At 63.9% G+C, this 24,358-nt stretch carries 32 protein-coding genes; 18 read left to right on the top strand and 14 right to left on the bottom strand.

The genetic code is table 11. From position 1 onward, the window contains the following. Window positions 1-588: 588 nt before the first annotated feature. Window positions 589-759, bottom strand: coding sequence for a hypothetical protein (locus NLN62_RS33800; RefSeq protein WP_254111684.1), 171 nt, complete (start codon window positions 757-759; stop codon window positions 589-591). Window positions 760-1,037: 278 nt separating this feature from the next. On the opposite strand from NLN62_RS33800, the gene NLN62_RS33795 reads away from it, so the two are divergent. Together NLN62_RS33795 and NLN62_RS33790 are read left to right on the top strand one after the other, a co-directional pair. Next, on the top strand, window positions 1,038-1,226 hold the full coding sequence (locus NLN62_RS33795; RefSeq protein ID WP_254111683.1) for a hypothetical protein: 189 nt from the start codon (window positions 1,038-1,040) through the stop codon (window positions 1,224-1,226). Between the two features lie 188 nt (window positions 1,227-1,414). Beyond that, window positions 1,415-1,654, top strand: coding sequence for a hypothetical protein (locus tag NLN62_RS33790; RefSeq protein WP_027526269.1), 240 nt, complete (start codon window positions 1,415-1,417; stop codon window positions 1,652-1,654). Here the strand turns inward: NLN62_RS33790 and NLN62_RS33785 are convergent. From NLN62_RS33785 to NLN62_RS33775, 3 genes are all read right to left on the bottom strand, one after another. Further along, the gene (locus tag NLN62_RS33785) at window positions 1,645-1,989 is read right to left on the bottom strand and encodes a hypothetical protein (protein WP_156944646.1); all 345 of its coding nucleotides are present in this window, start codon (window positions 1,987-1,989) and stop codon (window positions 1,645-1,647) included. The two genes, NLN62_RS33790 and NLN62_RS33785, sit on opposite strands and share 10 nt — an antisense overlap. A gap of 167 nt (window positions 1,990-2,156) precedes the next feature. Further along, window positions 2,157-2,387, bottom strand: a complete 231-nt coding sequence (locus NLN62_RS33780) for a hypothetical protein (protein WP_027526271.1) — start codon at window positions 2,385-2,387, stop codon at window positions 2,157-2,159. 77 nt (window positions 2,388-2,464) lie between these two features. Further along, window positions 2,465-2,755, bottom strand: coding sequence for a hypothetical protein (locus tag NLN62_RS33775; RefSeq protein WP_254111682.1), 291 nt, complete (start codon window positions 2,753-2,755; stop codon window positions 2,465-2,467). 349 nt (window positions 2,756-3,104) lie between these two features. Here NLN62_RS33775 and NLN62_RS33770 point away from each other — a divergent pair, with 349 nt between their 5' ends. After that, entirely contained in the window at window positions 3,105-3,569 is a 465-nt protein-coding gene (locus NLN62_RS33770; RefSeq protein ID WP_254111681.1) for a PaaI family thioesterase, read from the top strand. Window position 3,570: 1 nt separating this feature from the next. Here the strand turns inward: NLN62_RS33770 and NLN62_RS33765 are convergent, their stop codons facing one another. Next, a complete protein-coding gene (locus NLN62_RS33765; protein WP_027526275.1) occupies window positions 3,571-3,864 on the bottom strand; it encodes an HdeA/HdeB family chaperone in 294 nt (97 codons plus the stop codon). A gap of 198 nt (window positions 3,865-4,062) precedes the next feature. Between NLN62_RS33765 and NLN62_RS33760 the strand changes: the two genes are divergently transcribed. After that, window positions 4,063-4,305 carry a PilZ domain-containing protein gene (locus tag NLN62_RS33760; protein WP_027526276.1) on the top strand — a complete coding sequence of 81 codons (243 nt, stop codon included), beginning with the start codon at window positions 4,063-4,065 and terminating at the stop codon, window positions 4,303-4,305. Between the two features lie 50 nt (window positions 4,306-4,355). On the opposite strand, the gene NLN62_RS33755 is transcribed toward NLN62_RS33760, so the two are convergent. Further along, a complete protein-coding gene (locus NLN62_RS33755) occupies window positions 4,356-6,341 on the bottom strand; it encodes a pyrroloquinoline quinone-dependent dehydrogenase (protein WP_254113786.1) in 1,986 nt (661 codons plus the stop codon). A gap of 57 nt (window positions 6,342-6,398) precedes the next feature. Continuing rightward, the gene (locus NLN62_RS33750; RefSeq protein ID WP_027526278.1) at window positions 6,399-6,629 is read right to left on the bottom strand and encodes a hypothetical protein; all 231 of its coding nucleotides are present in this window, start codon (window positions 6,627-6,629) and stop codon (window positions 6,399-6,401) included. 156 nt (window positions 6,630-6,785) lie between these two features. Here NLN62_RS33750 and NLN62_RS33745 point away from each other — a divergent pair, with 156 nt between their 5' ends. Then, window positions 6,786-7,190, top strand: a complete 405-nt coding sequence (locus NLN62_RS33745) for a hypothetical protein (RefSeq protein ID WP_254111680.1) — start codon at window positions 6,786-6,788, stop codon at window positions 7,188-7,190. Window positions 7,191-7,325: 135 nt separating this feature from the next. Further along, window positions 7,326-7,652: a hypothetical protein gene (locus NLN62_RS33740; RefSeq protein WP_027526280.1), complete on the top strand. Its 327-nt coding sequence runs from the start codon at window positions 7,326-7,328 to the stop codon at window positions 7,650-7,652. An 81-nt stretch (window positions 7,653-7,733) separates the two neighbouring features. On the opposite strand, the gene NLN62_RS33735 is transcribed toward NLN62_RS33740, so the two are convergent. Then, window positions 7,734-8,090 (bottom strand): carboxymuconolactone decarboxylase family protein, encoded by a 357-nt coding sequence (locus tag NLN62_RS33735; protein ID WP_027526281.1) that lies wholly within the window; start codon window positions 8,088-8,090, stop codon window positions 7,734-7,736. 310 nt (window positions 8,091-8,400) lie between these two features. Between NLN62_RS33735 and ccoG the strand changes: the two genes are divergently transcribed. Beyond that, entirely contained in the window at window positions 8,401-9,840 is a 1,440-nt protein-coding gene (gene ccoG / locus NLN62_RS33725) for a cytochrome c oxidase accessory protein CcoG (RefSeq protein ID WP_254111679.1), read from the top strand. 166 nt (window positions 9,841-10,006) lie between these two features. Next, window positions 10,007-11,197: a GNAT family N-acetyltransferase gene (locus NLN62_RS33720; protein WP_027526283.1), complete on the top strand. Its 1,191-nt coding sequence runs from the start codon at window positions 10,007-10,009 to the stop codon at window positions 11,195-11,197. A 5-nt stretch (window positions 11,198-11,202) separates the two neighbouring features. Here NLN62_RS33720 and NLN62_RS33715 read toward each other — a convergent pair whose 3' ends face one another. Further along, window positions 11,203-11,868, bottom strand: coding sequence for a DsbA family oxidoreductase (locus NLN62_RS33715; RefSeq protein ID WP_027526284.1), 666 nt, complete (start codon window positions 11,866-11,868; stop codon window positions 11,203-11,205). Window positions 11,869-11,935: 67 nt separating this feature from the next. After that, window positions 11,936-12,757, bottom strand: coding sequence for a helix-turn-helix domain-containing protein (locus NLN62_RS33710; protein WP_027526285.1), 822 nt, complete (start codon window positions 12,755-12,757; stop codon window positions 11,936-11,938). Window positions 12,758-12,858: 101 nt separating this feature from the next. On the opposite strand from NLN62_RS33710, the gene NLN62_RS33705 reads away from it, so the two are divergent. Both NLN62_RS33705 and NLN62_RS33700 read left to right on the top strand, forming a co-directional pair. Continuing rightward, window positions 12,859-13,089 carry a hypothetical protein gene (locus tag NLN62_RS33705; protein ID WP_198031874.1) on the top strand — a complete coding sequence of 77 codons (231 nt, stop codon included), beginning with the start codon at window positions 12,859-12,861 and terminating at the stop codon, window positions 13,087-13,089. Between the two features lie 34 nt (window positions 13,090-13,123). Beyond that, window positions 13,124-13,522 (top strand): hypothetical protein, encoded by a 399-nt coding sequence (locus NLN62_RS33700; protein ID WP_254111678.1) that lies wholly within the window; start codon window positions 13,124-13,126, stop codon window positions 13,520-13,522. Between the two features lie 149 nt (window positions 13,523-13,671). On the opposite strand, the gene NLN62_RS33695 is transcribed toward NLN62_RS33700, so the two are convergent. Next, window positions 13,672-14,232, bottom strand: a complete 561-nt coding sequence (locus NLN62_RS33695) for an SET domain-containing protein (RefSeq protein ID WP_254111677.1) — start codon at window positions 14,230-14,232, stop codon at window positions 13,672-13,674. A gap of 149 nt (window positions 14,233-14,381) precedes the next feature. On the opposite strand from NLN62_RS33695, the gene NLN62_RS33690 reads away from it, so the two are divergent. Then, window positions 14,382-14,984: a hypothetical protein gene (locus NLN62_RS33690; RefSeq protein ID WP_254111676.1), complete on the top strand. Its 603-nt coding sequence runs from the start codon at window positions 14,382-14,384 to the stop codon at window positions 14,982-14,984. Here the strand turns inward: NLN62_RS33690 and NLN62_RS33685 are convergent, their stop codons facing one another. Further along, complete coding sequence (locus NLN62_RS33685) at window positions 14,985-15,713, bottom strand: TetR/AcrR family transcriptional regulator (protein WP_254111675.1); 729 nt, start codon at window positions 15,711-15,713, stop codon at window positions 14,985-14,987. It lies immediately after the preceding gene. Window positions 15,714-15,820: 107 nt separating this feature from the next. Between NLN62_RS33685 and NLN62_RS33680 the strand changes: the two genes are divergently transcribed. The 6 genes from NLN62_RS33680 (at window position 15,821) to NLN62_RS33655 (ending at window position 20,452) form a co-directional block, all read left to right on the top strand. Continuing rightward, window positions 15,821-17,221 (top strand): carotenoid oxygenase family protein, encoded by a 1,401-nt coding sequence (locus tag NLN62_RS33680; protein ID WP_254111674.1) that lies wholly within the window; start codon window positions 15,821-15,823, stop codon window positions 17,219-17,221. A 155-nt stretch (window positions 17,222-17,376) separates the two neighbouring features. Further along, a complete protein-coding gene (locus NLN62_RS33675; protein WP_254111673.1) occupies window positions 17,377-17,859 on the top strand; it encodes an MAPEG family protein in 483 nt (160 codons plus the stop codon). 76 nt (window positions 17,860-17,935) lie between these two features. Beyond that, complete coding sequence (locus NLN62_RS33670; protein WP_027526292.1) at window positions 17,936-18,508, top strand: hypothetical protein; 573 nt, start codon at window positions 17,936-17,938, stop codon at window positions 18,506-18,508. A 15-nt stretch (window positions 18,509-18,523) separates the two neighbouring features. Beyond that, on the top strand, window positions 18,524-19,078 hold the full coding sequence (locus NLN62_RS33665) for an inner membrane-spanning protein YciB (RefSeq protein WP_027526293.1): 555 nt from the start codon (window positions 18,524-18,526) through the stop codon (window positions 19,076-19,078). Between the two features lie 105 nt (window positions 19,079-19,183). Further along, on the top strand, window positions 19,184-19,480 hold the full coding sequence (locus NLN62_RS33660) for a hypothetical protein (RefSeq protein WP_027526294.1): 297 nt from the start codon (window positions 19,184-19,186) through the stop codon (window positions 19,478-19,480). 12 nt (window positions 19,481-19,492) lie between these two features. Further along, window positions 19,493-20,452 (top strand): SH3 domain-containing protein, encoded by a 960-nt coding sequence (locus tag NLN62_RS33655; protein ID WP_254111672.1) that lies wholly within the window; start codon window positions 19,493-19,495, stop codon window positions 20,450-20,452. Between the two features lie 212 nt (window positions 20,453-20,664). Here NLN62_RS33655 and NLN62_RS33650 read toward each other — a convergent pair whose 3' ends face one another. Next, window positions 20,665-21,726, bottom strand: coding sequence for a fatty acid desaturase (locus NLN62_RS33650; protein ID WP_254111671.1), 1,062 nt, complete (start codon window positions 21,724-21,726; stop codon window positions 20,665-20,667). Window positions 21,727-21,957: 231 nt separating this feature from the next. Between NLN62_RS33650 and NLN62_RS33645 the strand changes: the two genes are divergently transcribed. Further along, window positions 21,958-22,278: a hypothetical protein gene (locus NLN62_RS33645; protein WP_254111670.1), complete on the top strand. Its 321-nt coding sequence runs from the start codon at window positions 21,958-21,960 to the stop codon at window positions 22,276-22,278. Here the strand turns inward: NLN62_RS33645 and NLN62_RS33640 are convergent. Beyond that, on the bottom strand, window positions 22,275-24,233 hold the full coding sequence (locus NLN62_RS33640; protein WP_254111669.1) for a DEAD/DEAH box helicase: 1,959 nt from the start codon (window positions 24,231-24,233) through the stop codon (window positions 22,275-22,277). The two genes, NLN62_RS33645 and NLN62_RS33640, sit on opposite strands and share 4 nt — an antisense overlap. Window positions 24,234-24,358 lie beyond the last annotated feature (125 nt).

Below are 24,358 nucleotides of genomic sequence, written 5' to 3'. Positions count from 1 at the left end.
TCGTTCGACCCGCCACGGGCGAAGCAAGGCATGTGCCGCGGCCTCATCTCATCGCACGATGCGACCCGGGCGCTAGCGGCTTCCCGGCAGATGGGTCGCCGCCGCAGCCAGGCGGCTGTTTCGACAGTCCCTCGAAGCGCCAGAAGGTGATCACGCTCGTCTCGCCGCATCGCTCGCAGGCGAGCATCTCCTCACCGAGGCTGTAGCGTCCGCGCCTGAAGACCGCAGGCGATGCCGGCTGCCTGCAATGCGGACAGACCAGCGAAAAGTTTCGCGCACCCCAGCGCAACACGAGATTACGAAGCCAGCCCACGCCATCCTCTTTTACGAGGTCGAGTTTCTTACGAGGTCAAGTTAGCAAGTACCATAGAATGAAACCTCTCGTTGTCATGTGCGATCAAACATTGCAACACAAGGCCAATCTGAATCGAGTCGGTTCCATCCCAACTGCGCGGCCTTTCGCAAGACAGCCGCAGCGCGCTTCACGCTGCATGTCGCGATTGTCCGCGGAGATGTCGCTTCTGGAACCCGTGGTTCTCCGGCCATGAACAAAGTTCCTGCCCCGCCGCGACCAGTGGTAGCACCCGATCAATTCGGATACTTGGTTCGCTCGCCCTCCCGGTCGTGCATCTGAAGGATGCGGACGAAATCTGCCATGCTCGAACGGTCGTCACCCTCGCTTGCGCGCAAGTTGTAGCCGTCTGTCTCGACCCGGCCGCGCTGCCAGACCCGCTTGAAGAGGTCGACGATCAGCTTCATGGAATCCGAACGCGCCGGGTTTGAGTCGAATGGCCCTGGATGAATCCTTGCCGAGCCAATGCGCGGCCAGCCGACCGGTTCCCTTTGGCCCCGCCGATATTTGCGCCGCACCATTTACGGAAAGCATCTTTCGCGGGCGCCCTTGTTTGTTTCGTGCCACGCGCGGATCAAGGATTTCCTTGCATTATCCACGGCTTAGCGGCAGATTTAATGGACGGCGGGAATATTATGACGTCCAACATGTTACGTTAACCATGGGTGAATCGTGGAGGTAGGCCATGAATCACAGGGGCATCGAGTTCAGCGTGGCCAAGACAGCGATACAAGGCGTCTGGCAGTGGCAATTCCGCATCGGTGAAACGGTCAAGACCGGCAAGACCGAGACCAAGATCGATCTCCTTGCCATCCGTCGCGTGCAACTGCGTATCGACCGCGAACTGAAGGCCATCGATCGCAAGATGGCCTGAGCGGGTCGCGAGGACATCGTCGGCGAGACCGTGCCGTGCACCCTTGGGTGCGCAGTGATGTGCATTGCCCGCACAGCTTAGCTGCTCATGAATCCCGTAGAGTTCCGGAGTTGATCTGCCTGCGGTTTGGGATTGCACTGCGCGCCTCATGGCCTCGGGGCGCGGCCATCATGCGATCGGTGCCAGCCATGCCGCTCTATTTCTTCCGGATCCGGAACGGGCGCTATTCAGGCTCATCGGAGCAGGCCAGTGAATTTCCCGACCGCGATGCTGCCTGGAAGGAAATGACCCATGTCTGCGCTGACATGGCCGCCGGCATCGCCCGCAAATTGCAGGAGAACTCCGAATGGCACATGGAGCTCCTGGACGAGGCCAAGCAACCGGTCTTCCGGATTCGAATTGTCGCGGAATCCTTTGATCACGGATAGCCACGCCCGGCCGCCCTGCCCTCCGGCTCCCTGGCCGCCTCGCGCTGACGCTTCCGCCGCAAATCCCTGGCACGAACGAAGCGCGCACCGACGCGCTCGCCATTGCGCCAGGTCAGGATGCAGATCCGGATCACCTCGCCGCCGGTCGTGAACGACAGGCCGAACACTTTCGGCACCGGCAGCGCACCGACGTCGATAGACACGCCGTCATCGGAGACATCGACGATCGTGCATTCGATCCATGGCGCATCGGGCGCCGGAATCAGAAATCCGGGCCTATAGAGATCGACCCGCACATGTCGGCGGGCGCCTAGATCTTTGCGGTGCCGGACCATCGCTCTCCCCTGGAAGAAGAGACCCTAAACCGCAAAGTCTTTGAACGGGTTTCCAGAAAAGACTAAAAGTGGCTGCAAACTGTAGGCCGGTTCTAGGCGACCCTAAATGATCTCTGCGCGAATGCATTCCGCGTTTATCGCGAAGCAAAACCGCCTCACACTCACAACTAGTCGGCACTCGGCAGGCGACGCATCGTGAACTCGATGTCGCCGCCAGGCAGCTCGCGCCAACTTTCGACCTCACTCATATAGCCGGCCTTGGGATAGCGGGCGAAGAAGGCCTGCGCCTTCGCCCTCGCCGCCTCGCGCGGCAATGTGAAGGTCTCGCGCAAATAGCCGTCGCCCGCCTTGCGCCGGCGCGCCATCCGGTCGGCAAGATCCCGCGGGCGAAACACCATGCCGCAACTCCTTCACCCTGCCCCCTCCGAATATAGGGAGACCGGAGCGCGAAGAGGAGTCCGGCTGGCTGTGGCGGTCAGTTCGCGGTCGGAGCGGTCTTGGTCTTCTTGGCCGCGGCAGAGGCCTTCGGCGCAGCAGCCTTGGGGGGATCGGAACGCATCCCGCCCCAGGGATCGCTGGAGGCCTTGGCGTCCGGAATCTTCTTTATCGTCTCCTTGTAGCGCTGGTCGCGCTCGGCATCGGCCGCCTTCTCCTCGTCGGTCTTGCTTGGCGCGTCCTGCATCATGTTGATGTGGGGCATCGCATTCTGCGCGTAGGCCGGCCCGGCGATCACAGCCAGCAGCGCCGCCATACGGAAAACCTTCATCACGTCACTCCTTGATTATCGATGGTCGATCGGGCGCGTCGTCAGCCGTGACGCCGCATGCCCTGCGATCCGCTAGAAACGGTCCGATTTGCAGGATTTCGGCGATTGCAGCCAATCGTCCCAGATCGGGCCGCATTTGGTGCACCCGCCCAGCGCAAGGCCGACCAGGCCCAAGCAAAACACCAGGACAAATCGCCGCAACATCATCCACCCTGTTCCCAGGCCCGGCATCATAGGGGGCGAAGTCGGGCATTTTCAAGCCAAGGCAAAAGCCCGGAACGAGGTGACTTTGCCGTGCCATACCGGGCAGAATGGCCGAAACATCGGGCAACAGGGGGAAACGGAATTCATGCCAGTGCAGCCAACAACCGAATTCGGCATCGAGGTGGCAAGACGCGTGCTGGCCGACGTGTTCGCGCCATGGGTTCAGGATCTCGGCCTGTCGGTCGAGCGCATCGACCACGAACCGCCGCCGAACGACACGGACTGGCAGCCAGGTGCGGTGCTGCGCATGGCGTTCTCGGAGCGGCTGTGCCGCAGCGGCGGCGTGGTCTGCGGCCAGGCCCTGATGGCGCTCGCCGACACCTCCATGGTGATCGCGATCCTCGCCGCCAACCGCGGCTACCGACCGATGACGACCGTCGACCAGACCACGCACTTCATGCGCGCGGTCTCGTCGTCGGACGTCCTGGCGGATGCGAAGGTGGTGCGGCTCGGACGCACCATGAGCTTCGGTCGCGTCACGCTGTTGTCCGCCACCGACAACAAGCCGGTGGCGATGGTCTCGAGCGCGTTTGCGATGCTGCCGGGCTAATTTACTTGCCCAGCACTTCGTCGGCGGCGGTGACGATGCTGACCGTCGGATTCTGTCCGCAATAGGTGCCGAACTTCTTGGCGTTCTCCACGAACACGTCGGTGTCGATGATCGCGTTGTCCTCGTCACCCTTGTACCAGCCGTCCATCCAGGTCAGCACCAGCTTGATGGTGTCGTCGCCGCTCTCGAGAAACTGCTTGCAGCTCATGGTCGACAGATCGAGCTTGGTGGCGTTGGCGGGAGCCGATGACAGCGCGACGGCGGCAGCGAACAAAATCGAAATCGTGGTCTTCATCAATATCTCCATTGGCGAGGGACGCCGCAATTGATCAGCCTCTTTTGCGAGGCTGCGGGACGCGAGCACAACGCCCGCGCCCGCCGCGCATTGTCGTAAACGAAGTATGAAGCGCCGGGCAAGTACGACGTACATTGAATTTAGTTCGATGTAATTTTCATGCCGTAATTTACACTCTCTCAGTTTGGATTAACCGACATGTTCGAGAAGCGTGCAGCGCAGCGACATCGGGTTTTCAAAGGCGCGACGATCACCTTCGAAAGCCGCGGCGTTGCGTGCACGGTGCGGAATTTATCGAGCGGAGGCGCTGCAATCGACCTCGACGGCCGCATTTTGCTGCCGCCGTCGTTTACTCTGTCGATCTCCAGCGATCAGTTCGTGCGCAAGTGCCGCACCGTGTGGCGCAACGACAAACGTCTCGGTCTCGCCTTCGAACAGTGACGCGCGAGGCTGTGAACCGCGGTTCGCAAAACGCGTCTTCGCGCCTGGGACTAGACCGTCCTGCGGCGACTCACGCGCCGGCGAAAGCCGGCGATGACGAGCGCGATCACCACGAGCACCAGCACGGCGACCGCTGCCCAGAACCGGCCGCCGGGACGATCGAGCGTGCGCGACAATAGCGAGGGCGACTCCCCTTCCCGCGCCAGGCGAAACGCGACCACGCTGTCGCCGATCGACGTGCCGCCTTCCGAATGGCCGCCGGCGCCGATCGCGACATATTGCTCGCCCTTCCAGAGATAGGTCATGGGATTGGCAACGCCGGGTACGGGCAGCCGGCCCTGCCACAGCTCGCGTCCGCTGTGTGCATCGAAGGCGCGCAAGTATGCGTCCATCGCGCCGGTAAAGACGAGACCGCCCGCCGTGATCGCGACTCCGCTGACGAGCGGCGTTCCCCACGCAAACGGCAGGTCGAGCGGCGCGAGATCCTCGGTGGTGCCAACCGTGGAGCGCCAGAGGATCTTGCCGGCCTTGAGGTCGACCGCGACCATCTCGCCCCATGGCGGCTTGACGCAGATCAGCCCCATTGGCGACATCACCACCGAACGCGACATCGCAAACGGCGCGCCCTGCTGCTGACCGAAATCGTGGCCCGGCGGCGGATTGAAGCCGGCCGCGTCCGCACGCGGGATCAGCTTGATGAGATGCGCAACCCGGCTGGTGTTGGCATAGAGGATCTGGTTGACGGGGTCGAACGCCGCGCTGCCCCAGTTCACGCCGCCGCCGGTGAAGGGAAACTCCAGCGTGCCCTGCGTCGAGGGCGGCGTGAACAGGCCCTCGTTGCGTGCCGCCGCGAACTGTCGTTTGCAGGCGGCGCCCATGCCGGGGATCAGCGAGAAAATATCGTCCGCCGAGATCGTCTGCTGCGTCAGCGCCGGCACATGGGTCGGGAACGGCTGCGTCGGCGACAGTTTTTCGCCCTCGGCCGCGCTTTGCGGAACGTTGCGTTCCTCGACCGGCCACACCGGCTTGCCGCTGTCGCGGTCGAACACGAAGACGAAGCCATGCTTGGTCGGCTGGATCACGACGTCGCGCTGACCCGCGCCGGTATCGATACGCGCGAGCGTCGGCTGCGCCGGCAGATCGTAATCCCAGAGATCGTGATGCACGATCTGGAACGACCACGCGAGCTCGCCGGTCTCGATGCGCAGGGCGACGACCGAATTGGCGTGCTCATTGTTGCCGGGGCGCCTGCCGCCCCAGAAATCCGGCGACGGCGAGGAGGTCGGCAGGACAACCAGTCCGCGCGCCTCGTCCACCGACATCGGCGCCCAGACATTGGCGTGACCGGCCTCGATGCCGTCGCGATTCAGAGGGTCAAAGCTCCAGCGCGGCTGGCCGCTGCGCGCGTCGAACGCGCGCACCGTGCCCGCCGGCGCGTTGACGCGCCGGTTGTCGCCGATCGCAGAGCCAACCACGACGACGCCGCGCCCGACCGCGGGCGGCGAGGTGATCTGGAATTCGCCGGGCCATTCCAGCTTCATGCCGACGTCGATCCTGACCTCGCCGTTGTTGCCGAAACCGGCACAGGGAATTCCGCTCTTCGCATCGAGTGCGATCAGGCGGACGTCGTTGGTGCCCATGAAGATGCGGGCGCGACACGCGGCATCCGCCGGCGCCTGGTCATCGACCCAATAGGTGACGCCGCGACAGACGAAGCGGTTTGCGGGGCGATAATCGGTGCTGATCTTCGGATCGTAGCGCCACTTCTCGGCGCCCGTGCCGGGATCGAGCGCGATCACCTCGTTGAAAGGCGAGCAGAAGATCAGGCTGTCCTCGACGAACAGCGGCGTCGCCTCGAACTTCGTCCGCTTCATCACCTCGCTCGGACGCGTCACGAGATCGCCGGTGTGATATTCGAAGGCGCGAACGAGATTGCCGACATTGTCGGGCGTGATCTCCTTCAGCGCTGAATATTTTTGACCGCCGGCATCGCCGCCCCAAAACTCCCAGCCGGAGGCCGGACCCAGCCCAAGCATCAGGACCGCGAACAGACCTGCCAGATGGCGCAGGTGGATCATGGGGCTCGCCCGGCGCTATTTCGGCTTCTTGGCGGGCTCGGTCTGGCGCGCCCCGCCCCATGGGTCGTATTTCTCCTTGGGATCGGGAATGCGCTCGAGGGCTGCCTTGTACGCCTTCTCATCGACCTCGGGAGTCTTCTTCTCGGTCTTGGGACCGTCACTGCCGTGGCGCCGGCCGCCCATCTGGGCCTGCGCGGGCGCGGCAACGAATGCGAGCACGGTCACCGCGACGACAAGAAACCTCATGCGTCAATCCCTCCCATCTGGCGTATCAGCCTAGCCTGCATTGCCCTATTGGCAAATCCCGCTGGCCCTTTAGTCCCGCTCAGCAATTGTTGATCGAGGGAGACTTCGATCGGCCGTCTTCGTACCCATTTGTCGGGACGCAGGGGATCTTCACGGATGTTACGAATCGTTGCTCATGCGGCACTGCTTGCCGGCGCGCTGGCGCTCGGCGCGTGCGGTTTTGCCGACAGCCGCGCGCCGGTGCCGGAGTTCATGCGCATGAAAGACGCCGAGCAGCCGCCTCCCGAACCGCCACCCGACGTCAAGAAAATCGTTCGCGAGCAGCTCGACGTCGTCTTCATGGCGGCGTCATATCCGCGCGAGGTGCAGGTCGCCCCGCCTCATCACGAGGTCCGCGGGCTGGGCTGGACGTCCTGCGTCCGCGCGCAACTCACGTCGGCGACCGGCACCGGGCTCGGCACCCAGACCTACGTCGTGACCATCAGCGGCGGCAAGGTCGTCGACCGGCGGCGCGCAGAGGTTGACGACATCTGCGGATCCGAAACCTACGAGCCGATCTAGGGAACAGCATCCTCTTCCGCTCGTCTTGTTCCCCGGAACGTCACACGTGTTCCGGGAAAAACCCGCAAAAGCATCCGGAACGAATGCGCGCGGCCATTCTTGTCACCCCGAGGGCAGTTGCCACGGAGAAGACTGATGAGGACAACGATGATTGCGTTGCTGGCAGGCGTCGGGGCCCTGGCCGCGACAGGAGTCGCGAAGGCTGCCGACATCTACACGACCAGCGAATACACCAACCCCGACCTGGTGCAGCAGGTGCGACTCGTCTGCGATGACACCGGTCGCTGCTATCGTACCCACGACGGCGGGCGGGTGATCATCCGCGATCGCGATTCCTACAACTACATGCCGCGCGAGCGCTATTACGAGCGCCGCACCTATCGCGACTACGACAGACCGCGCGCGGGCGTCGGCATTTACGCGCCCGGCGTCAGCGTGGGTATCGGCGAGGATCGCTACTAGTTCCATCGCGTGGAATCGGAAACGACCGGACGGCGCTGCCGCCCGGTCGTTTTTCGATTCATTGGCTGATGGTCGCGCCAGTCAGGCGGCCACCGATTGCTGCTGGAACTGCTCGTAGGCGGCGATTGCGTCCGCCGCATACATCAGCGAAGGACCGCCGCCCATATAGACGGCCATACCGAGGGTCTCCTCGATTTCCTGGCGCGAGGCGCCGAGCCTGACGAGCGCCTCGGTGTGAAAGCCGATGCAGCCGTCGCAATGCGCGGCAACGCCAAGCGCGAGCGCGATCAGCTCCTTGGTCTTCTTGTCGAGCGCCCCATCCCGCGTCGCGGCCTGCGCGAGCGCGGCGAAGCCCTTCATAGTGTCGGGAATGTCGTTGCGCAGCTTGCGCATGTTTGCGGAAATTTGCCTGACGATCTCGGGATAGTTCTTGTCCATGACTTACTCCCTACGGTTGCGATGCGGCATATTGTTCAGGTTTCAAGCCGATCTGCCGCCTGCCAGCGTCATTCCAGACGTGTCCGTTGGGGAACTGGCCGAGATGGCTGGCCTCGTCTTCAACCGCCCGCCTGATCCCAGCACCTCGGCAAGATGCGCGCATTGAGCCTGGTCAAGAACTGGCGCGACGGCCAGACGATATACTGCAGCCTCGCGAGCCCTGAGGTCCGCTCCGTGCTGGAGGCGCTGTACCGCCCGTTCTGCGCTCCGGCACAGGGATCGCTGTCCGCGCGACGACGAGGAGCGCATGATGACCGACGACACCTTCATCGAAGGACCGCTCTACGAGAGGCGCAGAAAGGTCTACCCGCAGTCGGTCCACGGGAGATTCCGCCGCATCAAATGGGCGATCCTCTGCATCACGCTCGGCATCTACTACCTGCTGCCGTTCGTGCGCTGGCACCGCGGGCCCGGCCTGCCCAGCCAGGCCGTGCTCGTCGACTTGCCGCATCGCCGCTTCTACTTCTTCTTCATCGAGCTGTGGCCACAGGAGGTCTACTACTTCACGGGCCTGTTGATCATCGCGGCGATGGCGCTGTTCCTGATGAATGCGGTAGCGGGGCGCCTCTGGTGCGGCTACCTGTGCCCGCAGACGGTATGGACCGACTTATTCTACGCCGTCGAGCGCTGGGTCGAGGGCGACCGGCGCGAGCGCATGCAGGGCGACAAGCGCTACTGGACGTTCGATCACGTCCGCAAAGTGGCGCTCAAGCATTTTCTCTGGATCATGATCGCCTGGTGGACCGGCGGCGCCTGGGTGCTCTATTTCGCTGATGCGCCGACGCTGGTGAAGGATCTCACCACCTTCCAGGCGCCTTTCATCGCCTATCTCTGGATCGGCATTCTCACCGCCACCACGTACCTGTTCGCAGGACACGCCCGCGAGCAGACCTGCATCTACATGTGCCCGTGGCCGCGCATCCAGGCGGCGCTGACTGACGAATGGGCGCTCAACGTCACCTACCGCCGCGATCGCGGCGAGCCGCGCATGTCGGTGAAAAAGGCGGAAGCCGCACGCGCGCTCGGCGACGTCGCCGGCGACTGCGTCGACTGCCACCAATGCATCAATGTCTGTCCGACCGGCGTCGACATCCGCCACGGCATCCAGCTCGGCTGCATCCAGTGCGGCCTGTGCATCGACGCCTGCGACAACATCATGAAGGAGATCGGCCGGCCGCCCGGGCTGATCGGCTACGATACCGACATCAACATGCAGCGGCGGCGCGAGGGCAAGGCGCCGATCTATCGCATCGTCCGGCCGCGCACGCTGATCTATGCGGCGGCGATCGGGCTGGTCGGCAGCATCATGCTCTACACGCTCGCAACCCGCAGCACGATGGACGTCAACGTGCTGCACGAACGCAATCCCCTGTTCGTGCAGCTCTCGGATGGCGGCATCCGCAACGACTACACGGTCCGCCTGCTCAACAAGGGCCCGGAGCGATCGTTTGGTCTGGAAGTCCTTGGGCTGCCGGGGTCAACGATCCGGATTGCCGGCGTCGAGCCCAAGCCGGATGGCAAGCTGACTGTGCAGGTCGGGCAGGACCAGACCCGCGAAGTCAGGATGTCGGTGCAGGTCGATCCCGCCCACGTTCCGCAGGCGCCGGTGGACATCGAGATCAGGATCACGGATCGCGCCAGCGGTGAAAGCGCTAGCACGCGCGACCATTTCGTGCCGGCCGACCAATAACAGCGCGGCATCTGGCGGATCGCCGCCGGATGGTCAACGGGACGTTAACACTACCGTTCGAATTGACGGCTCGCGCCAACGGTATCTTCCAATCTTTGCGCTAAGCATGAGCCCGTGACGCGGTTCGGGCGTAGGCCCGGCCGGCGTGAGCAGGGAACGACGGGACGTGGTCGATATCGCACATCGAGCTGCGATCAACGGCGCATCGGCAAGTGATGCCACGGCTCCGCGCGCCCGCAATCTCTCCGATGCCGCACCGCTCGTTCCGCTGGCGTCAGTCGATTTGGGGCAATGGCAGGCGCTCGGCGCGCAGGCGATCGAGCCGAACGGCTACTACCTGCCGCCCTGGGCGCTCGCCGCCAGCGCGACGGCCCGCGGCCGCACCGGCGCAATGGCGCTGTGCGCGGTGGATGCGTCGACGCAACTGATCGGGCTGATGCCGGTCGTCTCGCTATGGCGCGCCTGGAAAATCCCCCTGCCCGCGCTGGTGAGCGCGCATCCCTACGGCACGCTGTGCAGCCCGCTGCTCGATCGTGACACCGCGAGCTCAGCCGCCGCGCGCCTGCTCGATCAGGCACGCGATGCCGGCGCCCACGCGCTGATCCTGCGAGACGTCGCGCTCGAAGGCGCAGCGATGAAGTCGCTGACTGCAACCTTGACCAGCGGCGCTCTGAAGCCGCGCGTGCTGGGCTCGTACATCCGCGCCAGCCTTGATGCGACGCAGGATGGCGAAGTGCTGCTGCGCGAGGCAGTTGGGGCGAAAAAGCTCAAGGAGCTTCGGCGCCAACGGCACCGGCTCGAAGAGCATGGCCCGATCGCGTTCGACGTCGCACGTGCGCCTAACGAGGTCAAAACGGCGCTCGAAACCTTCTTGCAGCTCGAGGCGAGCGGCTGGAAAGGCAAGCGCGGCACCGCGCTGATCCAGCACGCGGGCGATGCCACCTTCATTCGCCGCGCCGTGCCCGCGCTCGCCGAAGCCGGCCAGTGCGAGCTCATCAGCCTGCGCACTGGGCCAACGCCGGTCGCCGCCGGCATCGTGCTGCGGCATCTAGACCGCGCCTTCTTCTTCAAGCTCGGCATCGACGAGCGCTTTGCAAAATATTCACCGGGCGTGCAGCTCACGCTCGAGCTGACGCGCCACCTCTGCGCCGATCCGGCGATCGCCAGCGCCGATTCCACCGCAAGCGCCGATCACCCCATGATCAACCCGATCTGGCGCGGCCGCTTCGCAATCGGCGACGTGCTGATTCCGCTGCGGCGGAACGATCCGACGGTGACGCTGATCCATGCGGCGCTGGTTGCGCGCAATGCTGCGCTGGACACCGCGCGGCAAGCCGTTCGCCTGCTCCGCAGGTAGAGCGCCTACTCCGCCGCCTGCGCGTTGATCTCCTCCGACACCTGACGGATGGCGCGGGCGAGCAGGTTCGGATCCTGCGCGCCGGAGACGGCGTATTTCTGCGCGAACACGTAGGTCGGCACGCCCGAGATGCCCTTCTCGGCGGCGTCCTGCGCCTGCGCCGAGATCAGAGCGACGTCCTCGTCGGTGGCAAGCCGCCGGCGTACGTCGTCGGCATCGAGCCCGACATCTGCCGCCGCCTGCACCAGCACGTTGACGTCGGTGAGATCGCCGCCGTCGCGGAAATAGAGCTCCATCAGCCGCTGCTTCATCTCGGGCGCCTTGCCGGCTGCCTCGGCCCAGTGGATCAGACGGTGGCAGTCGATGGTGTTGGGCTGGCGCTGCACGAGATCGGGCCGATAGGTCAGCCCCTCCTCGCCCGCGGCTGCGACCACGCGACCGGCGATGCCCTTATAGGCCTCGACCGAGCCGAACTTCTTGGTCAGATAATCCTCGCGACTGATACCCTCGCGCGGCACCCAGGGATTGAGGAAGAACGGGCGGAAGTTGAGCTCGACCGGCACGTCCGGCACCAGCGCGAGCGCATTCTCGATCCGGCGCTTGCCGATATAGCACCAGGGGCACACCACGTCGGAGACGACGTCGATCTGAAGCGGTTTGAGCGTGCTCATCTGAGGCTCCTTCGGGCGGACCATCGGTTCCGTCGGAAGATAAGCCGAACGCGCCCCGAGGCAAGGGCTAGCCAATATTTGCCGCCATCTGCTTCAGCCGCTCTGCCGTGAGCTCATCCGCCGGGAAAAACGTCTCCAGCGCCAATTCCGACAGCGTGATGTCGACGGGCGTGCCGAACACCATGGTGGTGGAGAAGAAACTTAGTATCTCGCCCTCGTGCCGCAGCTTGAACGGAATCGCGACATTGTCGTGCGAGAGCGGCGCGGAGCGCGCCGGAATCGGATAGGTCTTCAGATCATTGTAGAGCTTGATCAATTCAGGGTCGGCGGTTGCTTCGCATTGCCGGTGCAGCCGCTCCAGCAGATGCCCGCACCATTCGGCGAGATTGACGGTGCGCGGGGCGAGCGCCTCGGGATGGAAGGCGAGCCGCAGCACGTTGAGGGGCTGGCCGAGCAGCCGCTGCGGGACGCCCTCCAGAAGCGGCGCCACCATGCGGTTGGCGGAGACCAGATTCCAGTGCCGGTCATAGGCCAGCGCCGGATTTGGCTCATGCGCCCTGAGCACGAGGTCGATCGCCTGGCGGGCTGACTTCAAGGCGGGATCCTCCAGCGGGCGCTGCGGAAACGCCGGCGCGTAGCCGGCCGAGACCAGCAGCACGTTGCGTTCGCGCAAGGGAACATCGAGCCGCTCGGCGAGCTTCAACACCATCTCGCGCGAGGGCGTCGCGCGGCCGGTCTCGACGAAGCTCAAATGCCGCGCCGAGATCTCCGCTTCGCCCGCGAGATCGAGCTGGCTCATGCGACGGCGCTGCCGCCATTCGCGCAGGTAATCGCCGATATGGATGGACTGGGCGCGCTCGGCCTGCGCCGCGGATGCATGTGCGTTCATGGTCAAAAACCTAGCATGTGGATTTCGGCCCTTCCATTACTCCTGAGGTAATCGAATTGCGCAGGGCCATGGCGCATCTTCTCGGGCAACAGGAGATGACCATGATCGCGCTGCTTCTCTATCGGACCGTCGCCGACACCCTGCTGCCCTGGGCGGTGAAGTTTGCGACCCGCATGCTCGCGCGCAGCCTCAACATGCCGGAACCGCTGGTGCATTCGACCGGCGACTTCGTCGTCGCACAGGTGCTGGCCTTCGAGCACAGCGTGGGAAAAAGCCTCTGCCCGTTCCGCCTCGCACGCGTCATTCGCGCCTTCTGGCGCGGCCTGCACTGATCTTCACCCCCAAGCCCATACAAGGAGAACGACCATGATCTTTGCATCGACTTTCCTGCGCCGCGCCCTCTTCGCCGACGCAATCTTCAGCGGCGTCTCGGCCATCGGCCTGACCTTCGCCGCGAGCGCCTTCGCCTCGCTCTTCAATCTGCCCGAGGCGCTGCTGCGCGAGACCGGCTTGTTCCTGATCGCCTATGCCGCACTCGTCGGCTGGCTGGCTTCGCGCAGCTCGGTGCCGAGGGCGCTCGTCATCCTCGTCGTGGTCGGCAACGCCGCCTGGACAGTCGCAAGCATCGCGCTGCTGTTCTCCGGCGCCGTGTCGCCAAACCTTGCCGGCGAGCTCATGATCGTCGCGCAGGCGATCGCGACCGGCGTGTTCGCGGAATTGCAGTATGTTGGGTTGCGAAGGAGCGGAAGCGCTGTGACGGCTTGACCAACGCCGTTACCACGCAAAGAAGTCGTCGCCCGGTTCGACCGGGCGACCCAGAATTCCAGAGACGACAAACGTATGTGGATAAGACGCGGCGCACTGGATGCCCCGGTCTATCCATCAAGCCGGGGCATGACAGCAGAAATAAATGATTACGCCCGCGCGCGGCCGTTGGTCTTGCCGTTGGCGTGCTTGCCGTTGAGCTCCTTCTTTTTCGGAGCCGCGCCCGCCTTCTGTGCCTTGCGCTCGGCGCGCACCTTCACCTTGGCCCGCTCGGCCCGCGCCTCGGCGCGGAGCTTCTTGCGCTTCTTTTCGCAGGAGGCGCACTTGCAGCCGATCGGCTTGAGATAGGCTTTGAAATAGTCGGTGCCGTAGTCGTAGTTGATCTCGTCGCCCGCCTCGATGTTCTTGATGGCGCGGATGAAGACCTTGCGCTCGCGCGGCCGCACGTCGGATTCCGCATTGGGCCGGCAGGAATGGTTGATGTAGCGCGCGACGTTCTTGCGGACCGAGCCGTCGATGGTCCAGCGGCCGTTGAGCTCGAACAGGTATTTGTTCTCGATGTCGTCCTGTTCCGGGATCCGACAGTCCAGGATCGGCCCGAAATAGCGGATGATCCGGGTACCCTTCTTGATCGGTTTGGTGGCGAAGAGGCCAAGTCCGGTCTTGGAGCGGCCGACGCGATAGGGTTTGTTCGACGAGATGGCTGGCATGATCGAGATAAGTGACAACGCGGGACGAGGCGAAGGCGCTCTTCTAGAACGATTCCGCGGCCATGTCAGGTGTCTCAAGGCCCCGTTTGAACCTTCCCCACAATGAACACGTCTGATGGAGAGAGTTCCGCGCCCAAAAAGGGCTCATCATGAAGCATGCCACATTTGGCTGCCTGATCGCGCTGCTCGCCTGCGGCTGTTATGACCAGGCCAGCGCCCAATCTTTCGCCAGCAGCTACACCTCGACCGCGCCGAAGGACTGCCGCGTGAGGAGCGCCGGCAATGGTGTCGACGACAGCACAATCCGCGTCTGCCCCGGCAAGGCGGGCCTCGTCGTCCTCATTTCCGAGGATGACCTGCGCGAGGTCGTCTCAGTCGGAAAGAACCGCGCGACTGCCGCCAAGGAGCCCGCGGCCGAGGACTGGTTCGGCCCGTTCAACTCGTCCGAGCACACGGTCGAGTGGCGGGCGGCGAACGGAAAACCGTTCGCCATCATCCAGCGCTGGCACATCGCCGATGGCAACGACCTCGACAAACAGGGACGGCCGAAGACCAAGGCGATGCTGGTCGTGACGCGGCTGCCGCCGGGCGCGGTCTGCCATGTCGCCTATGTCGACGTGAAGGCGAACGCGAACGCCAACGAGCTGGCGCGCCAGGCCGCCGACGATCTCGCCCGCAGCATCGGTTGCGGCAAGGACGAGGTGAAGATCATGGGCGCGAGCGGCCGCGCAGTCGAGCTCGTGGCGCGCTAGCTACCGGTCAGCAGCCCGGCGCCTCGCCACCGTCGATTTCAGGATCGCGACCAGAAGCTGCTCGGGCGTGGTGCCTTCCGGCAACCGGTGCAGGATGTCCTTGAGCCGCCCGTCGAGCATCAGCATGGTGAAGCCGTGCACCAGCGACCAGTTGCGCGCGATGACCGCGGCATGGTCGAGCGACAAAGCGTCCAGCGCGGACTCAGTGAGCTGCTCCGGGCTGAAAATGCCGACGGAGCTCGCCAATCCCTGGAACGACGCCGTGGCGGCCTCGTGCAACGACGGCCGGGAATAGTCGAGCCGCTCGCTGCGGAACATCAGGCTGTACATGCCGGGATGCATCTGCGCATAGGCAACATAAGCCTTTGCATTCGCCATCCCCCGCATCAGCGGATGCGTCTCGCTGGCGCGGGCGGCAATCATGGCGGCATTGAACCTGCGGAAGCCGACCGCGGCGAGCTCGCTGACGAGGCCGGTGAGATCGCCGAAATGATGGGTCGGCGCGGCATGCGACACCCCCGCCTCGCGCGCCACGGCACGCAGCGTCAGGCCGGCGAGCCCGTCGCGCTCCAGCACGCGTTCTGCCGCCTTGAGCAGAGCCTCGCGCAGCGCACCGTGATGATAGGGCGTCTCGGCCTTCGCGCTCGCGGCGCGGCGCGGCCGCTCCTTGGCCGCGGATGACGGCGATTTTCTGGGGCGAGCGCGACGGATGGTTTCGGTCTTGGCCATGACCAGCGTTATATGACGTCATTTTGACAGTGTAAAGATTTCGCTTGACCGAAGCTTGAAGCGGCACTAGCGTATCTTTACGGTGTAAAGATACAGAAGGATGCGCCATGCAGCAGGATGTGTTCAGCCAGGTGCCGGCCAATCGCGCGCCGATCCCGTTCGAGGCCGACGCGCCGTTCCTGAAGGTCGTCGGCGAGTTGCCGCGCGAATTGAACGGCACGCTCTATCGCAACGGCCCCAATCCGCAGTTCGAGGTGGCGGGCGCGCACTGGTTCGTCGGCGACGGCATGCTGCACGCATTCCATCTCGAAAACGGCCGCGCGAGCTATCGCAATCGCTGGGTCCGCACGCCCAAATGGCAGGCTGAGCATGATGCCGGCCGCGCATTCTTCGGCAAGGGCTTCGGCAGCAAATTGCCGGATGCGCCTGCGCACCTGACCGACGGCGGCGTCGCCAACACCAACATCATCTTCCACGCTGGCAAGCTGCTCGCGCTCGAGGAAGGTCATCTGCCGACCGAAATCGAGCCCGGCACGCTCGCCACTCGCGGCTATTGCAACTACCAGGGCCGCGTCGCCGGCCCCTTCACCGCACATCCGAAGATCGATCCCCTAACCGGCGAGATGGTGTTCTTCGGCTACAATGCGAGCGGCCCGCTCACGCCCACCCTCTCCTACGGCGCGATCGACGCCAGCGGCAAGGCGACGCGTTTTGCGCGTTTCGAGGCGCCCTATGCCAGCATGGTGCACGACTTCATCGTGACGGAGAACCACGTGCTGTTTCCGATCCTGCCCATCACCGGCAGCATGGAGCGCGCGATGAAGGGCCGGCCGCCTTATGCCTGGGAGCCGGAGAAAGGCGCCTATGTCGGCGTGATGAAGCGCAACGGCAAGCCTGAGGACATCGTCTGGTTCCGCGCCGAAGCCTGCTACGTCTTCCACGTCATGAACGCCTGGGAGGACGGCAACCGCATCATCGCCGATGTCATGCAGTTCGAGGAGGCGCCGCTGTTTCCGCATCCCGACGGCAGGCCGACCAATCCCGACAAATCATTCGCGCGCCATTGCCGCTGGACCTTCGATCTCACCGGGAATACCGACCGCTTCCAGCAGACCTATCTCGACGATCTCACCGGCGAATTCCCGCGCGTCGATGATCGTCGCGCAGGATTGAAGACCAACCACGGCTGGTACGCCTGCGCCAATCCAAGGCTGCCGATGTTCGCCGCGTTGTCCGGCATCGTGCATGTCGATGGTGCGGGAAAACGCCTCGGCCATTATCTGCTGCCGGCCGGTGACAGCATTTCGGAGCCGGTGTTCGTCGAGCGGAGCAAGGACGCTGCGGAAGGCGATGGCTGGCTGCTCGCGGTAATCTGGCGCGCCCGCGAGAACCGCAGCGATCTCGCCGTGTTCAACGCCACCGATGTCGAGGCCGGCCCCGTCGCGCTCGTGCAGCTCGGCCATCGCGTGCCCGACGGTTTTCACGGCAACTGGGTGGGAGCGGCGTAGTCGCTCATCCGTCATTCCGGAGCGGAGCGAAGCGACGAGCCCGGACTCCATTTCGCCGCGCATGATGAGGCACGATGGATTCCGGGCTCGCGCCAAGTGGCGCGCCCCGGAATGACACCGTGGAAAAAGCATGCCGCAGCTCAAGGGAGCCCCACATGCACATGCCAGCCATCACTGCGTTCTATCTCGCGATCCTCGCCCTGCTCTATGCCGTCCTCGCGCTTCAGGTGATCCGGCTGCGACGGAGCAACAAGGCCGCCTTCAGCGACGGCGGCAACACGAGCTTGCGCAATGCGATCCGCGCCCACGCCAATTTCATGGAGTACGTGCCGATCATCACGCTGATGGTCGCCATGATCGAAATGTCCGGCGCCTCCACACTGCGCGTTCACCTCCTGATGGGCGCCCTGTTGGTGTCGCGGCTGATCCATCCCTTCGGCCTGTCCGCCGCGCCGAACTCGCTGCGGTTTCAGATCGGCCGCGTCGGCGGCATTTTCATCACCATCAGCCTGTTGATCACGTGTGCCTTGACGATCCTGTCGCGGCTGCCCTGGAGCGATTTCGCCGACGAAGTGTCGACCCAAGCCATTGCAGTAATTCACTTTTTACAGGTCATTCACATCATTTTGACACTGTAAAGATTTCGCTTGACCCTTGCCCTGGTCTGAACTATTGATCTTTACGTTGTAAAGATTGGCCTGATCGAGGCGGCTCATGACCATCTTCCTGATCCTTGCCCCCTATGGCGCCTTTGGCTTCCTGATGTTCATGACATCGGCCACCGCCAGCGTGTTCACGGCCTCCGCGATCTGCCTCGTCACCATCGCGATCGACGTTGCGCGCGGCCGCTCGGTGAAGATCCTCGCCGCCGGATCGGCGGTTCTGTTCGCCGGCATCGGTATCTATCTCTCGCTGCTCAATCCCATGCTGAGCGCGCTCGCGGTGAAATTCTCGCTCGATGCGGGCATCTTCGTGATCTCGCTCGGCTCGATGCTGGCCCGACACCCGTTCACGCTGCAATACGCCCTCGAAGAGGTCCCCGCCGAGACGGCGGCAATGCCCGGCTTCCTGCGTGCCAACTACATCATTACCGCCGCATGGACCGCGGCAGCGCTGTTGATGATGGCCTCCAACGCCGTGCTGCTCTACGTGCCCGGCCTGCCGATCTGGTCGGGCCTCGCGGTGGCCTTCGCCGCCCGCAACAGCGCGATGTATTTCACGAAATGGTATCCGGAGTACCGTAAGATCAAGTACGGTACGCCCGCGAGCGCACTGCCCTCCTCCTAACTGACAGGACCGACGATGAAGGACGTATTCGCCCGCCTCGCCTCCGACTTCCTCTCGACCATCGTCTTCCTCGTCATCTATCTCGCCACCGACAACATCATCCTGGCAACGTCGGTGGCGATTGCGGGAGCGATCGCGCAGGTGATCTATGCCCGCGTCAAGGGCATCTCGCTCGGCTACATGACCTATGCCTCGCTCGCGCTGGTCATTGTGCTCGGCACCGTCACCATCCTCACGCAGGATCCGCGCTTCGTGCTGGCAAAGCCCTCGATCGCACATTTCGCGATCGGCGCGATCATGCTCAAGCCCGGCTGGATGCTGCGCTACATGCCGGCGCGGGTGACCGACGTCATTCCGGAACATGTCACCGCCGCAGGCTATGCCTGGGCCGTGCTGATGTTCGTACTCGGCGCCGGCACCATCGCGGTCGCCTGGACCGGCGATCTCAAATTGTGGGCGTTCTACGTCTCGGTCGTTCTCGTCAGCGCGAAGATCGCGGCCTTCGCCATCCAATACGTGATCTTCCGCATCATCATCACCAGCCGCCTGCGCGCCGCCGCCCGCGCCTGACTGCGGCGAAGAGAGCGTTAGGCAGCGGCTTTGAGTTGCGCTATACGCTCAACTCTGGACGGACCGCGTAACGCGGGCTCACCACGACAGTTTAGGGAGACGGGAATGGCTGTGGACGGCAACTGGAATCTGACCATGACGACGCCGATGGGTGAGCGCCAGGCGACGCTGAGCCTGACGAGCTCGGGCGGCACGCTCACCGGCACGCAGGGCGCGGAAGGCAACACCGCCGAGATCTTCGACGGTGCGGTCAGCGGCGATGCCGTCAACTGGAAGGTCTCGATCACCAATCCGATGCCGCTGACGCTCGAATTCGTCGGAACGGTCTCCGGCGACAGCATGAGCGGTGAGATGGGCATCGGCCCGATGGGCAGCTTCCCGTTCACGGGCACACGGGCCTAGCCCTCTTCACCCATGCGTGCTCTCCGCCTCATCGCTGCGACGGTCCTGTCCGTCGCAACAGCGGCGGCAGCTCGCGCGGACGACAACGAACCGGCGTGGCGCGCAAGCGCGCTCGTCCATGTGCCTGCGGGATATGTCGCGGGCGAGGCTTATCGCACCGATCCTGCAGGCCTCACCGGCTACCTCGCGGTCGATCGTGCCAATTCAAACGATCCGAAGACACCGGCGAGCGTGTTCGCACCGCGCCAGGTGCTTGTCGTCAAGCTCACGCCAGATGCGACGCGCGCGGTGTCGGCGGAGTTGCAGCCGCGCACCGATCCGGCACGCAGCAACCGCGACACCACGATGAGCGACCCCGACAGCGAAGAGAGCGAGTACGACAAGCTCCAGGCCGAGCTTGCAACGAAACGTGACGCGCTTCCCGATGGCACCGAGCCTTGCGATCTCGGCGGATGGTCCGAGGACAAGGACCCGAAAGGCCTCAACGTGCGCGCCGAGCCGACGGTAAAGGCGCGCGTGCTCGGCACGCTGCCCGCGCCCTATCGGCTCAAGATGGGCGGCAGCGAGAACACGCCTGACGGCGGTTGGCTCACCGAATTCCGCATCATCGGCTTCAAGGACGGCTGGTTTCTGATCGAGGGCGCGAAGCCGCCCGGCAGGGACTATGAAGACGACAGGAAATATCCGCGCAACGCGCCAAAACCCTATGCCGGGCGCGGCTGGGTCGCGGCCAACAAGGTTGGGGCGGCCTTCGCGAACGGCAGCACGCGCATGGGCGGATTATTCCAGGCCCCGTTCGTCGACGCCAAATGGACGCCGGCGAAGCGCGCGCTCGGCGGTGCGCTGGATACCGATGGTGGCCCCAAGCGCATTCTCGCCTGTAGCGGGCATTGGGGCCTCGTCGAGAGTCACGACGGCGTACGCGGCTGGTGGCGCTCACTTTGCTCCAACCAAGTTACGAATTGTAGCTGATCGCGGACGCGTCTGCGGTCATCGGCCACGGGGCCGATGCGCTCCCGCCGTTGACCCCGGCCAGTACCGGGAGCAACATCGCGCGCACAACTCAAGATTTCAGTCGCAATCGATCCGACAGCAAGGTCATGTCACTGAGGGCCAACAGGCGACGTTGATGCCTCGAGCCCCTGACCTAGGCAATGTGCCAACCGTGGCACTATCAAGATCGGCTATGGTACAGCGAGCTTTGGCGCCGTGTCCTGAAACTCTCGAGCTCTGATTTCACGGAACGACACCAAGCGGCGTTGCGCCTCGTCCCACAGCACAAGCCTTACGCACCGAAAGCTCTGCAGGAGCGTTATATGACCGACCTCGCGCAGTTCCGGGTGGTCGCGTAGCACGTGTGGCAGCCGGTAAAAAGGGATACGACTGCAGAGATGGTGCACGTGGTGGATGCCGATGTTGGCTGTGAACCAGCGCAACAATATCGGAAGATCGTAATGTGAGCTGCCGTACAGGGCGGCCTGATGCAGATTCCAGCGCTCGTCGCGCTCCCACGCGGTTTGCTCAAACTGATGCTGAACATAGAACAGCCATACGCCGGCCGTGGCGGCGAGCAGCATGATCGGGAGATGTACGAGCAGGAACGCCTTGATACCGATGAACCATGTGAGGGCGGCGGCGATCAGGGCAACACCGAGATTGGTTGCCATTGTGCTGGCCCAAGGCTGCCAACCGTCACGCATGAGGCCGACCGGGAGACGGTGTTGCAGGAGAAACAGATAGGCTGGTCCGAGCACGAACATGACCAGCGGGTGGCGGTAGAGTCGGTATTTCAGACGGCCCCACCGCGAACGGGCCTGGTATTCGCGCACTGTCAGGGTATCGATATCGCCGATACCGCGCCGGTCGAGGTTGCCGGTGGTGGCGTGATGGATCGCGTGGGCGCGGCGCCACCAGTCGTAAGGCGTCAGCGTGAGCACCCCAATGACGCGGCCGACCCAGTCGTTCACCAGACGATTGGCGAAAAAGGTGCCATGGCCGCAGTCGTGCTGGATCATGAACAGGCGCAAGAGAAAGCCAGCAGCAGGAATCGCGATAAGCAATGAAGCCCAGGCGTGGCCAAGGGAGAATGTGAACCAAGCTGCCGTCCATAACGTCACGAGCGGCAAAGCCGTGATCGCCAACTCAGCAATGCTGCGCACGTGATTTGGCGTCCGATAGCCGCCCAGAATGCGCGTCCAACGCCGGGTGTCGGGAGTCGCCAGACCTGAGTTATGTTTAATGCTCACGATGATATCCGAGGCCTACCTATCGCGCCCTGGGTGGACTGACTTTTCAGCCTCGCAGCTCGCAGAGAATATCCTTGACACCGTACACGTAAGACCCAGGCGCCGAGGGATCGGCACCCTTCGTCGGTTGATCTATTTTTTGGAGAAGGGGTCTGAAACGTGCGCGCCGTCAGCAACGAGGCGAAGCGACCCAGGTCGTCGGCCATCTGTCGATTGGGCCCGATATAGAACATGAATTGGAACGACGTCAAGGTCTGCGGCATCCGGCTTGCCGATGTCCGCTTTGGATCTTGGCTGCGTAAGAACGCGGTCGACCGGCGCAGCCCTGTACACGACCCTCCTGTTGAAGATGCGAGACGAGGGCTTGGTGAAGTTCGATATCCACAAGGGGCGATGGCTCATCGGGTGGTTTTGTGGAATTGTGGCGACCGTCCGACGTTGATCACCGAAGACTCACCGTGGTGCCCAGGAACGCCGCTCACACTTGAAGGATTGAGCGTCTCGCAGCACCCGATAGACCTCGAGCGGTTGCTCTGTGCGGCGACGGATTAGCCGCGACGATTTTTCTTTGCCTTCTTTCCAGGGGCACCTTTTGCGGGCCAAGCGCTTACTGGCCGCGATTGACCGGCGTGGCCGGGCTTGTCCCGGTGTTTCTTTTTCTTCCCGAATTCCGGCTCGCTGGCGAATTTCGACCCGCTGTCGCCGTGCGGCTTGCCGCGTTGCTTCGGTCCTGTCGCGTCACGAGACTTGTCGTTGCGACGAGCATGGTGATCGGTGTCGCCGGCGTCGCGCCGCGGCGCGTGTGGGCGCTTTTCCGAAGACGCCTCGCCTCGGGGAGCATCTGCCATCGGCTCGATGCGTATGCTGTCTTCCTTGTCCGGACGCCGGATCTTGATGGCGAAGGATTCCGCGACCCGCTCGGAAATCTCGAACTCGGTGGTGGTGTCCATAATCCGGATGGCGCCGATGTCGCGCTTGTCGATGCCGCCGCGGCGGCAAATCATCGGCAAGAGCCAGCGCGCCTCCGCATTCTTTCTTCGTCCAATGGCGGCGCGGAACCATACGCTGGCCTCCGCCATGCCGTGACGCGACGATGATTTTCCCGTCTTCGATCGGGGCGTGGCAGGACGGTCATCGCCGCGCGATGTGCGAGCATTCTCTCGACCTCGCCCGTCGCGCGGCCGACCGCTCCCCTCACCGGGATCGAGAATGTCTTCGGGCGAAGGAAGCCGCGCGCGATAGAGACGCGCGAGCGCGGCGGCGATATCCTCTGGCGACCGCTCGGCGAGCAAGGCTTGCGCCATTGCCAGATCGTCGGAGGTCGTCTCCTCGGTGAACACCGCATCCTTCAGCATGCGTTCGTGATCGAGCTTGCGGATTTCATCCGCCTGCGGAGCGGTGCCCCAGACGGCGTCAGTGCCGGACAGGTTCAGCAGCAGTTCCGCACGCCGTCGTCGTGCGGGCGGCACCAGCAGGACGCTGACACCCTTCCGGCCTGCACGGCCGGTGCGGCCCGAGCGATGCTGCATGACCTCCGCATCGTTCGGCAGATCCGCATGAACGACGAGGTCGAGGCTCGGCAGATCGATGCCGCGCGCCGCCACGTCGGTCGCCACGCAGACGCGAGAACGTCCATCCCGCAACGCCTGCAGCGCCTGGGTTCGTTCGTTCTGCGTCAACTCGCCGGAGAGCGCGACCACGGAAAAACCGCGCTCGAGCAGTGCCGCCTGCAAATGCCTGACAGCATCTCTCGTGTTGCAAAACACCAGCGCGCTCGGCGACTCGAAGAAACGCAGGACGTTGACCACCGCGTGCTCGACGTCACCGGGAGCGATCCGGATGGCACGGTACTCGATATCGGCATGACCGCCTTCGTCGCCGGCGACCTCGATCCGGAACGCCTGTTGCTGATATTGCTTGGCCAGCGCGACGATGCCGCGCGGAAAGGTCGCCGAGAACAACAACGTGCGGCGCGTGTCCGGCGTGGTCTCGAGGATGAATTCCATATCCTCGCGAAAACCAAGATTGAGCATCTCGTCGGCCTCGTCGAGAACGACGGTCCTCAATTCCGAGATGTCGAGATGGCCGCGCCGCAAGTGATCGCTCAATCGGCCGGGCGTCCCGACCACGATGTGAGCGCCCGCGGCAAGCTCGCGCTGTTCGCGGCGCGGATCCATGCCGCCGACGCAGGAGACGACGCGCCCTTCCGCATGTTGATAGAGCCATGCGAGCTCGCGATGGACCTGCAAGGCGAGCTCACGGGTGGGCGCGACGATCAAGGCAAGCGGTGCGGCAGCCCGCTCGAAGCGCTCCAGGCTGCCGAGCAGATTCTTCGCAATGGCGAGCCCGTAGGCGATGGTCTTGCCCGAGCCGGTCTGGGCCGAAACGAGCAGGTCGCGGTCAACGGCTTCGTCCGCAAGTACGGCGATCTGAACAGGGGTCGGCCGGTCGTAGTTGCGGTCGGCGAGAGCGCGAGCGAGCGGCGGACTTGTGGTCGGGAATGACACGAGATGAATAGCCTTGTTTGGTTCAGGCGGAGCTTGGTTGGTTCAGGCAGAGATGGTCCGGCCGAACGAATAGAAGCCACGCGCGCGGCCGCACGCGTGGCGACTTGATCAGGATGCTTTGCGAA

The organism is Bradyrhizobium sp. CCGUVB23 (assembly GCF_024199885.1).
In the GTDB taxonomy this organism is placed as follows: Bacteria; Pseudomonadota; Alphaproteobacteria; order Rhizobiales; family Xanthobacteraceae; genus Bradyrhizobium.
The sequence above is the reverse complement of the archived record's forward strand: the minus strand, read 5'-3'. Positions and strand labels throughout refer to the sequence as shown.

Bases quoted from the DNA above. Each gene is read 5' to 3' on its own strand.
- NLN62_RS33790 (WP_027526269.1), top strand. From the start codon at position 1,415: ATGCCGCTCTATTTCTTCCGGATCCGGAACGGGCGCTATTCAGGCTCA.
- NLN62_RS33685 (WP_254111675.1), bottom strand. From the start codon at position 15,713: ATGGCCAAGACCGAAACCATCCGTCGCGCTCGCCCCAGAAAATCGCCG.
- NLN62_RS33665 (WP_027526293.1), top strand. From the start codon at position 18,524: ATGAAGGACGTATTCGCCCGCCTCGCCTCCGACTTCCTCTCGACCATC.
- NLN62_RS33800 (WP_254111684.1), bottom strand. From the start codon at position 759: ATGAAGCTGATCGTCGACCTCTTCAAGCGGGTCTGGCAGCGCGGCCGG.
- ccoG (WP_254111679.1), top strand. From the start codon at position 8,401: ATGACCGACGACACCTTCATCGAAGGACCGCTCTACGAGAGGCGCAGA.
- NLN62_RS33655 (WP_254111672.1), top strand. From the start codon at position 19,493: ATGCGTGCTCTCCGCCTCATCGCTGCGACGGTCCTGTCCGTCGCAACA.
- NLN62_RS33695 (WP_254111677.1), bottom strand. From the start codon at position 14,232: ATGCCAGCCATCTCGTCGAACAAACCCTATCGCGTCGGCCGCTCCAAG.
- NLN62_RS33675 (WP_254111673.1), top strand. From the start codon at position 17,377: ATGCACATGCCAGCCATCACTGCGTTCTATCTCGCGATCCTCGCCCTG.
- NLN62_RS33760 (WP_027526276.1), top strand. From the start codon at position 4,063: ATGTTCGAGAAGCGTGCAGCGCAGCGACATCGGGTTTTCAAAGGCGCG.
- NLN62_RS33690 (WP_254111676.1), top strand. From the start codon at position 14,382: ATGAAGCATGCCACATTTGGCTGCCTGATCGCGCTGCTCGCCTGCGGC.
- NLN62_RS33780 (WP_027526271.1), bottom strand. From the start codon at position 2,387: ATGGTGTTTCGCCCGCGGGATCTTGCCGACCGGATGGCGCGCCGGCGC.
- NLN62_RS33735 (WP_027526281.1), bottom strand. From the start codon at position 8,090: ATGGACAAGAACTATCCCGAGATCGTCAGGCAAATTTCCGCAAACATG.
- NLN62_RS33795 (WP_254111683.1), top strand. From the start codon at position 1,038: ATGAATCACAGGGGCATCGAGTTCAGCGTGGCCAAGACAGCGATACAA.
- NLN62_RS33775 (WP_254111682.1), bottom strand. From the start codon at position 2,755: ATGAAGGTTTTCCGTATGGCGGCGCTGCTGGCTGTGATCGCCGGGCCG.
- NLN62_RS33700 (WP_254111678.1), top strand. From the start codon at position 13,124: ATGATCTTTGCATCGACTTTCCTGCGCCGCGCCCTCTTCGCCGACGCA.
- NLN62_RS33645 (WP_254111670.1), top strand. From the start codon at position 21,958: ATGAATTGGAACGACGTCAAGGTCTGCGGCATCCGGCTTGCCGATGTC.
- NLN62_RS33750 (WP_027526278.1), bottom strand. From the start codon at position 6,629: ATGAGGTTTCTTGTCGTCGCGGTGACCGTGCTCGCATTCGTTGCCGCG.
- NLN62_RS33755 (WP_254113786.1), bottom strand. From the start codon at position 6,341: ATGCTTGGGCTGGGTCCGGCCTCCGGCTGGGAGTTTTGGGGCGGCGAT.
- NLN62_RS33740 (WP_027526280.1), top strand. From the start codon at position 7,326: ATGAGGACAACGATGATTGCGTTGCTGGCAGGCGTCGGGGCCCTGGCC.
- NLN62_RS33670 (WP_027526292.1), top strand. From the start codon at position 17,936: ATGACCATCTTCCTGATCCTTGCCCCCTATGGCGCCTTTGGCTTCCTG.
- NLN62_RS33765 (WP_027526275.1), bottom strand. From the start codon at position 3,864: ATGAAGACCACGATTTCGATTTTGTTCGCTGCCGCCGTCGCGCTGTCA.
- NLN62_RS33785 (WP_156944646.1), bottom strand. From the start codon at position 1,989: ATGGTCCGGCACCGCAAAGATCTAGGCGCCCGCCGACATGTGCGGGTC.
- NLN62_RS33770 (WP_254111681.1), top strand. From the start codon at position 3,105: ATGCCAGTGCAGCCAACAACCGAATTCGGCATCGAGGTGGCAAGACGC.
- NLN62_RS33745 (WP_254111680.1), top strand. From the start codon at position 6,786: ATGTTACGAATCGTTGCTCATGCGGCACTGCTTGCCGGCGCGCTGGCG.
- NLN62_RS33680 (WP_254111674.1), top strand. From the start codon at position 15,821: ATGCAGCAGGATGTGTTCAGCCAGGTGCCGGCCAATCGCGCGCCGATC.
- NLN62_RS33660 (WP_027526294.1), top strand. From the start codon at position 19,184: ATGGCTGTGGACGGCAACTGGAATCTGACCATGACGACGCCGATGGGT.
- NLN62_RS33710 (WP_027526285.1), bottom strand. From the start codon at position 12,757: ATGAACGCACATGCATCCGCGGCGCAGGCCGAGCGCGCCCAGTCCATC.
- NLN62_RS33715 (WP_027526284.1), bottom strand. From the start codon at position 11,868: ATGAGCACGCTCAAACCGCTTCAGATCGACGTCGTCTCCGACGTGGTG.
- NLN62_RS33705 (WP_198031874.1), top strand. From the start codon at position 12,859: ATGATCGCGCTGCTTCTCTATCGGACCGTCGCCGACACCCTGCTGCCC.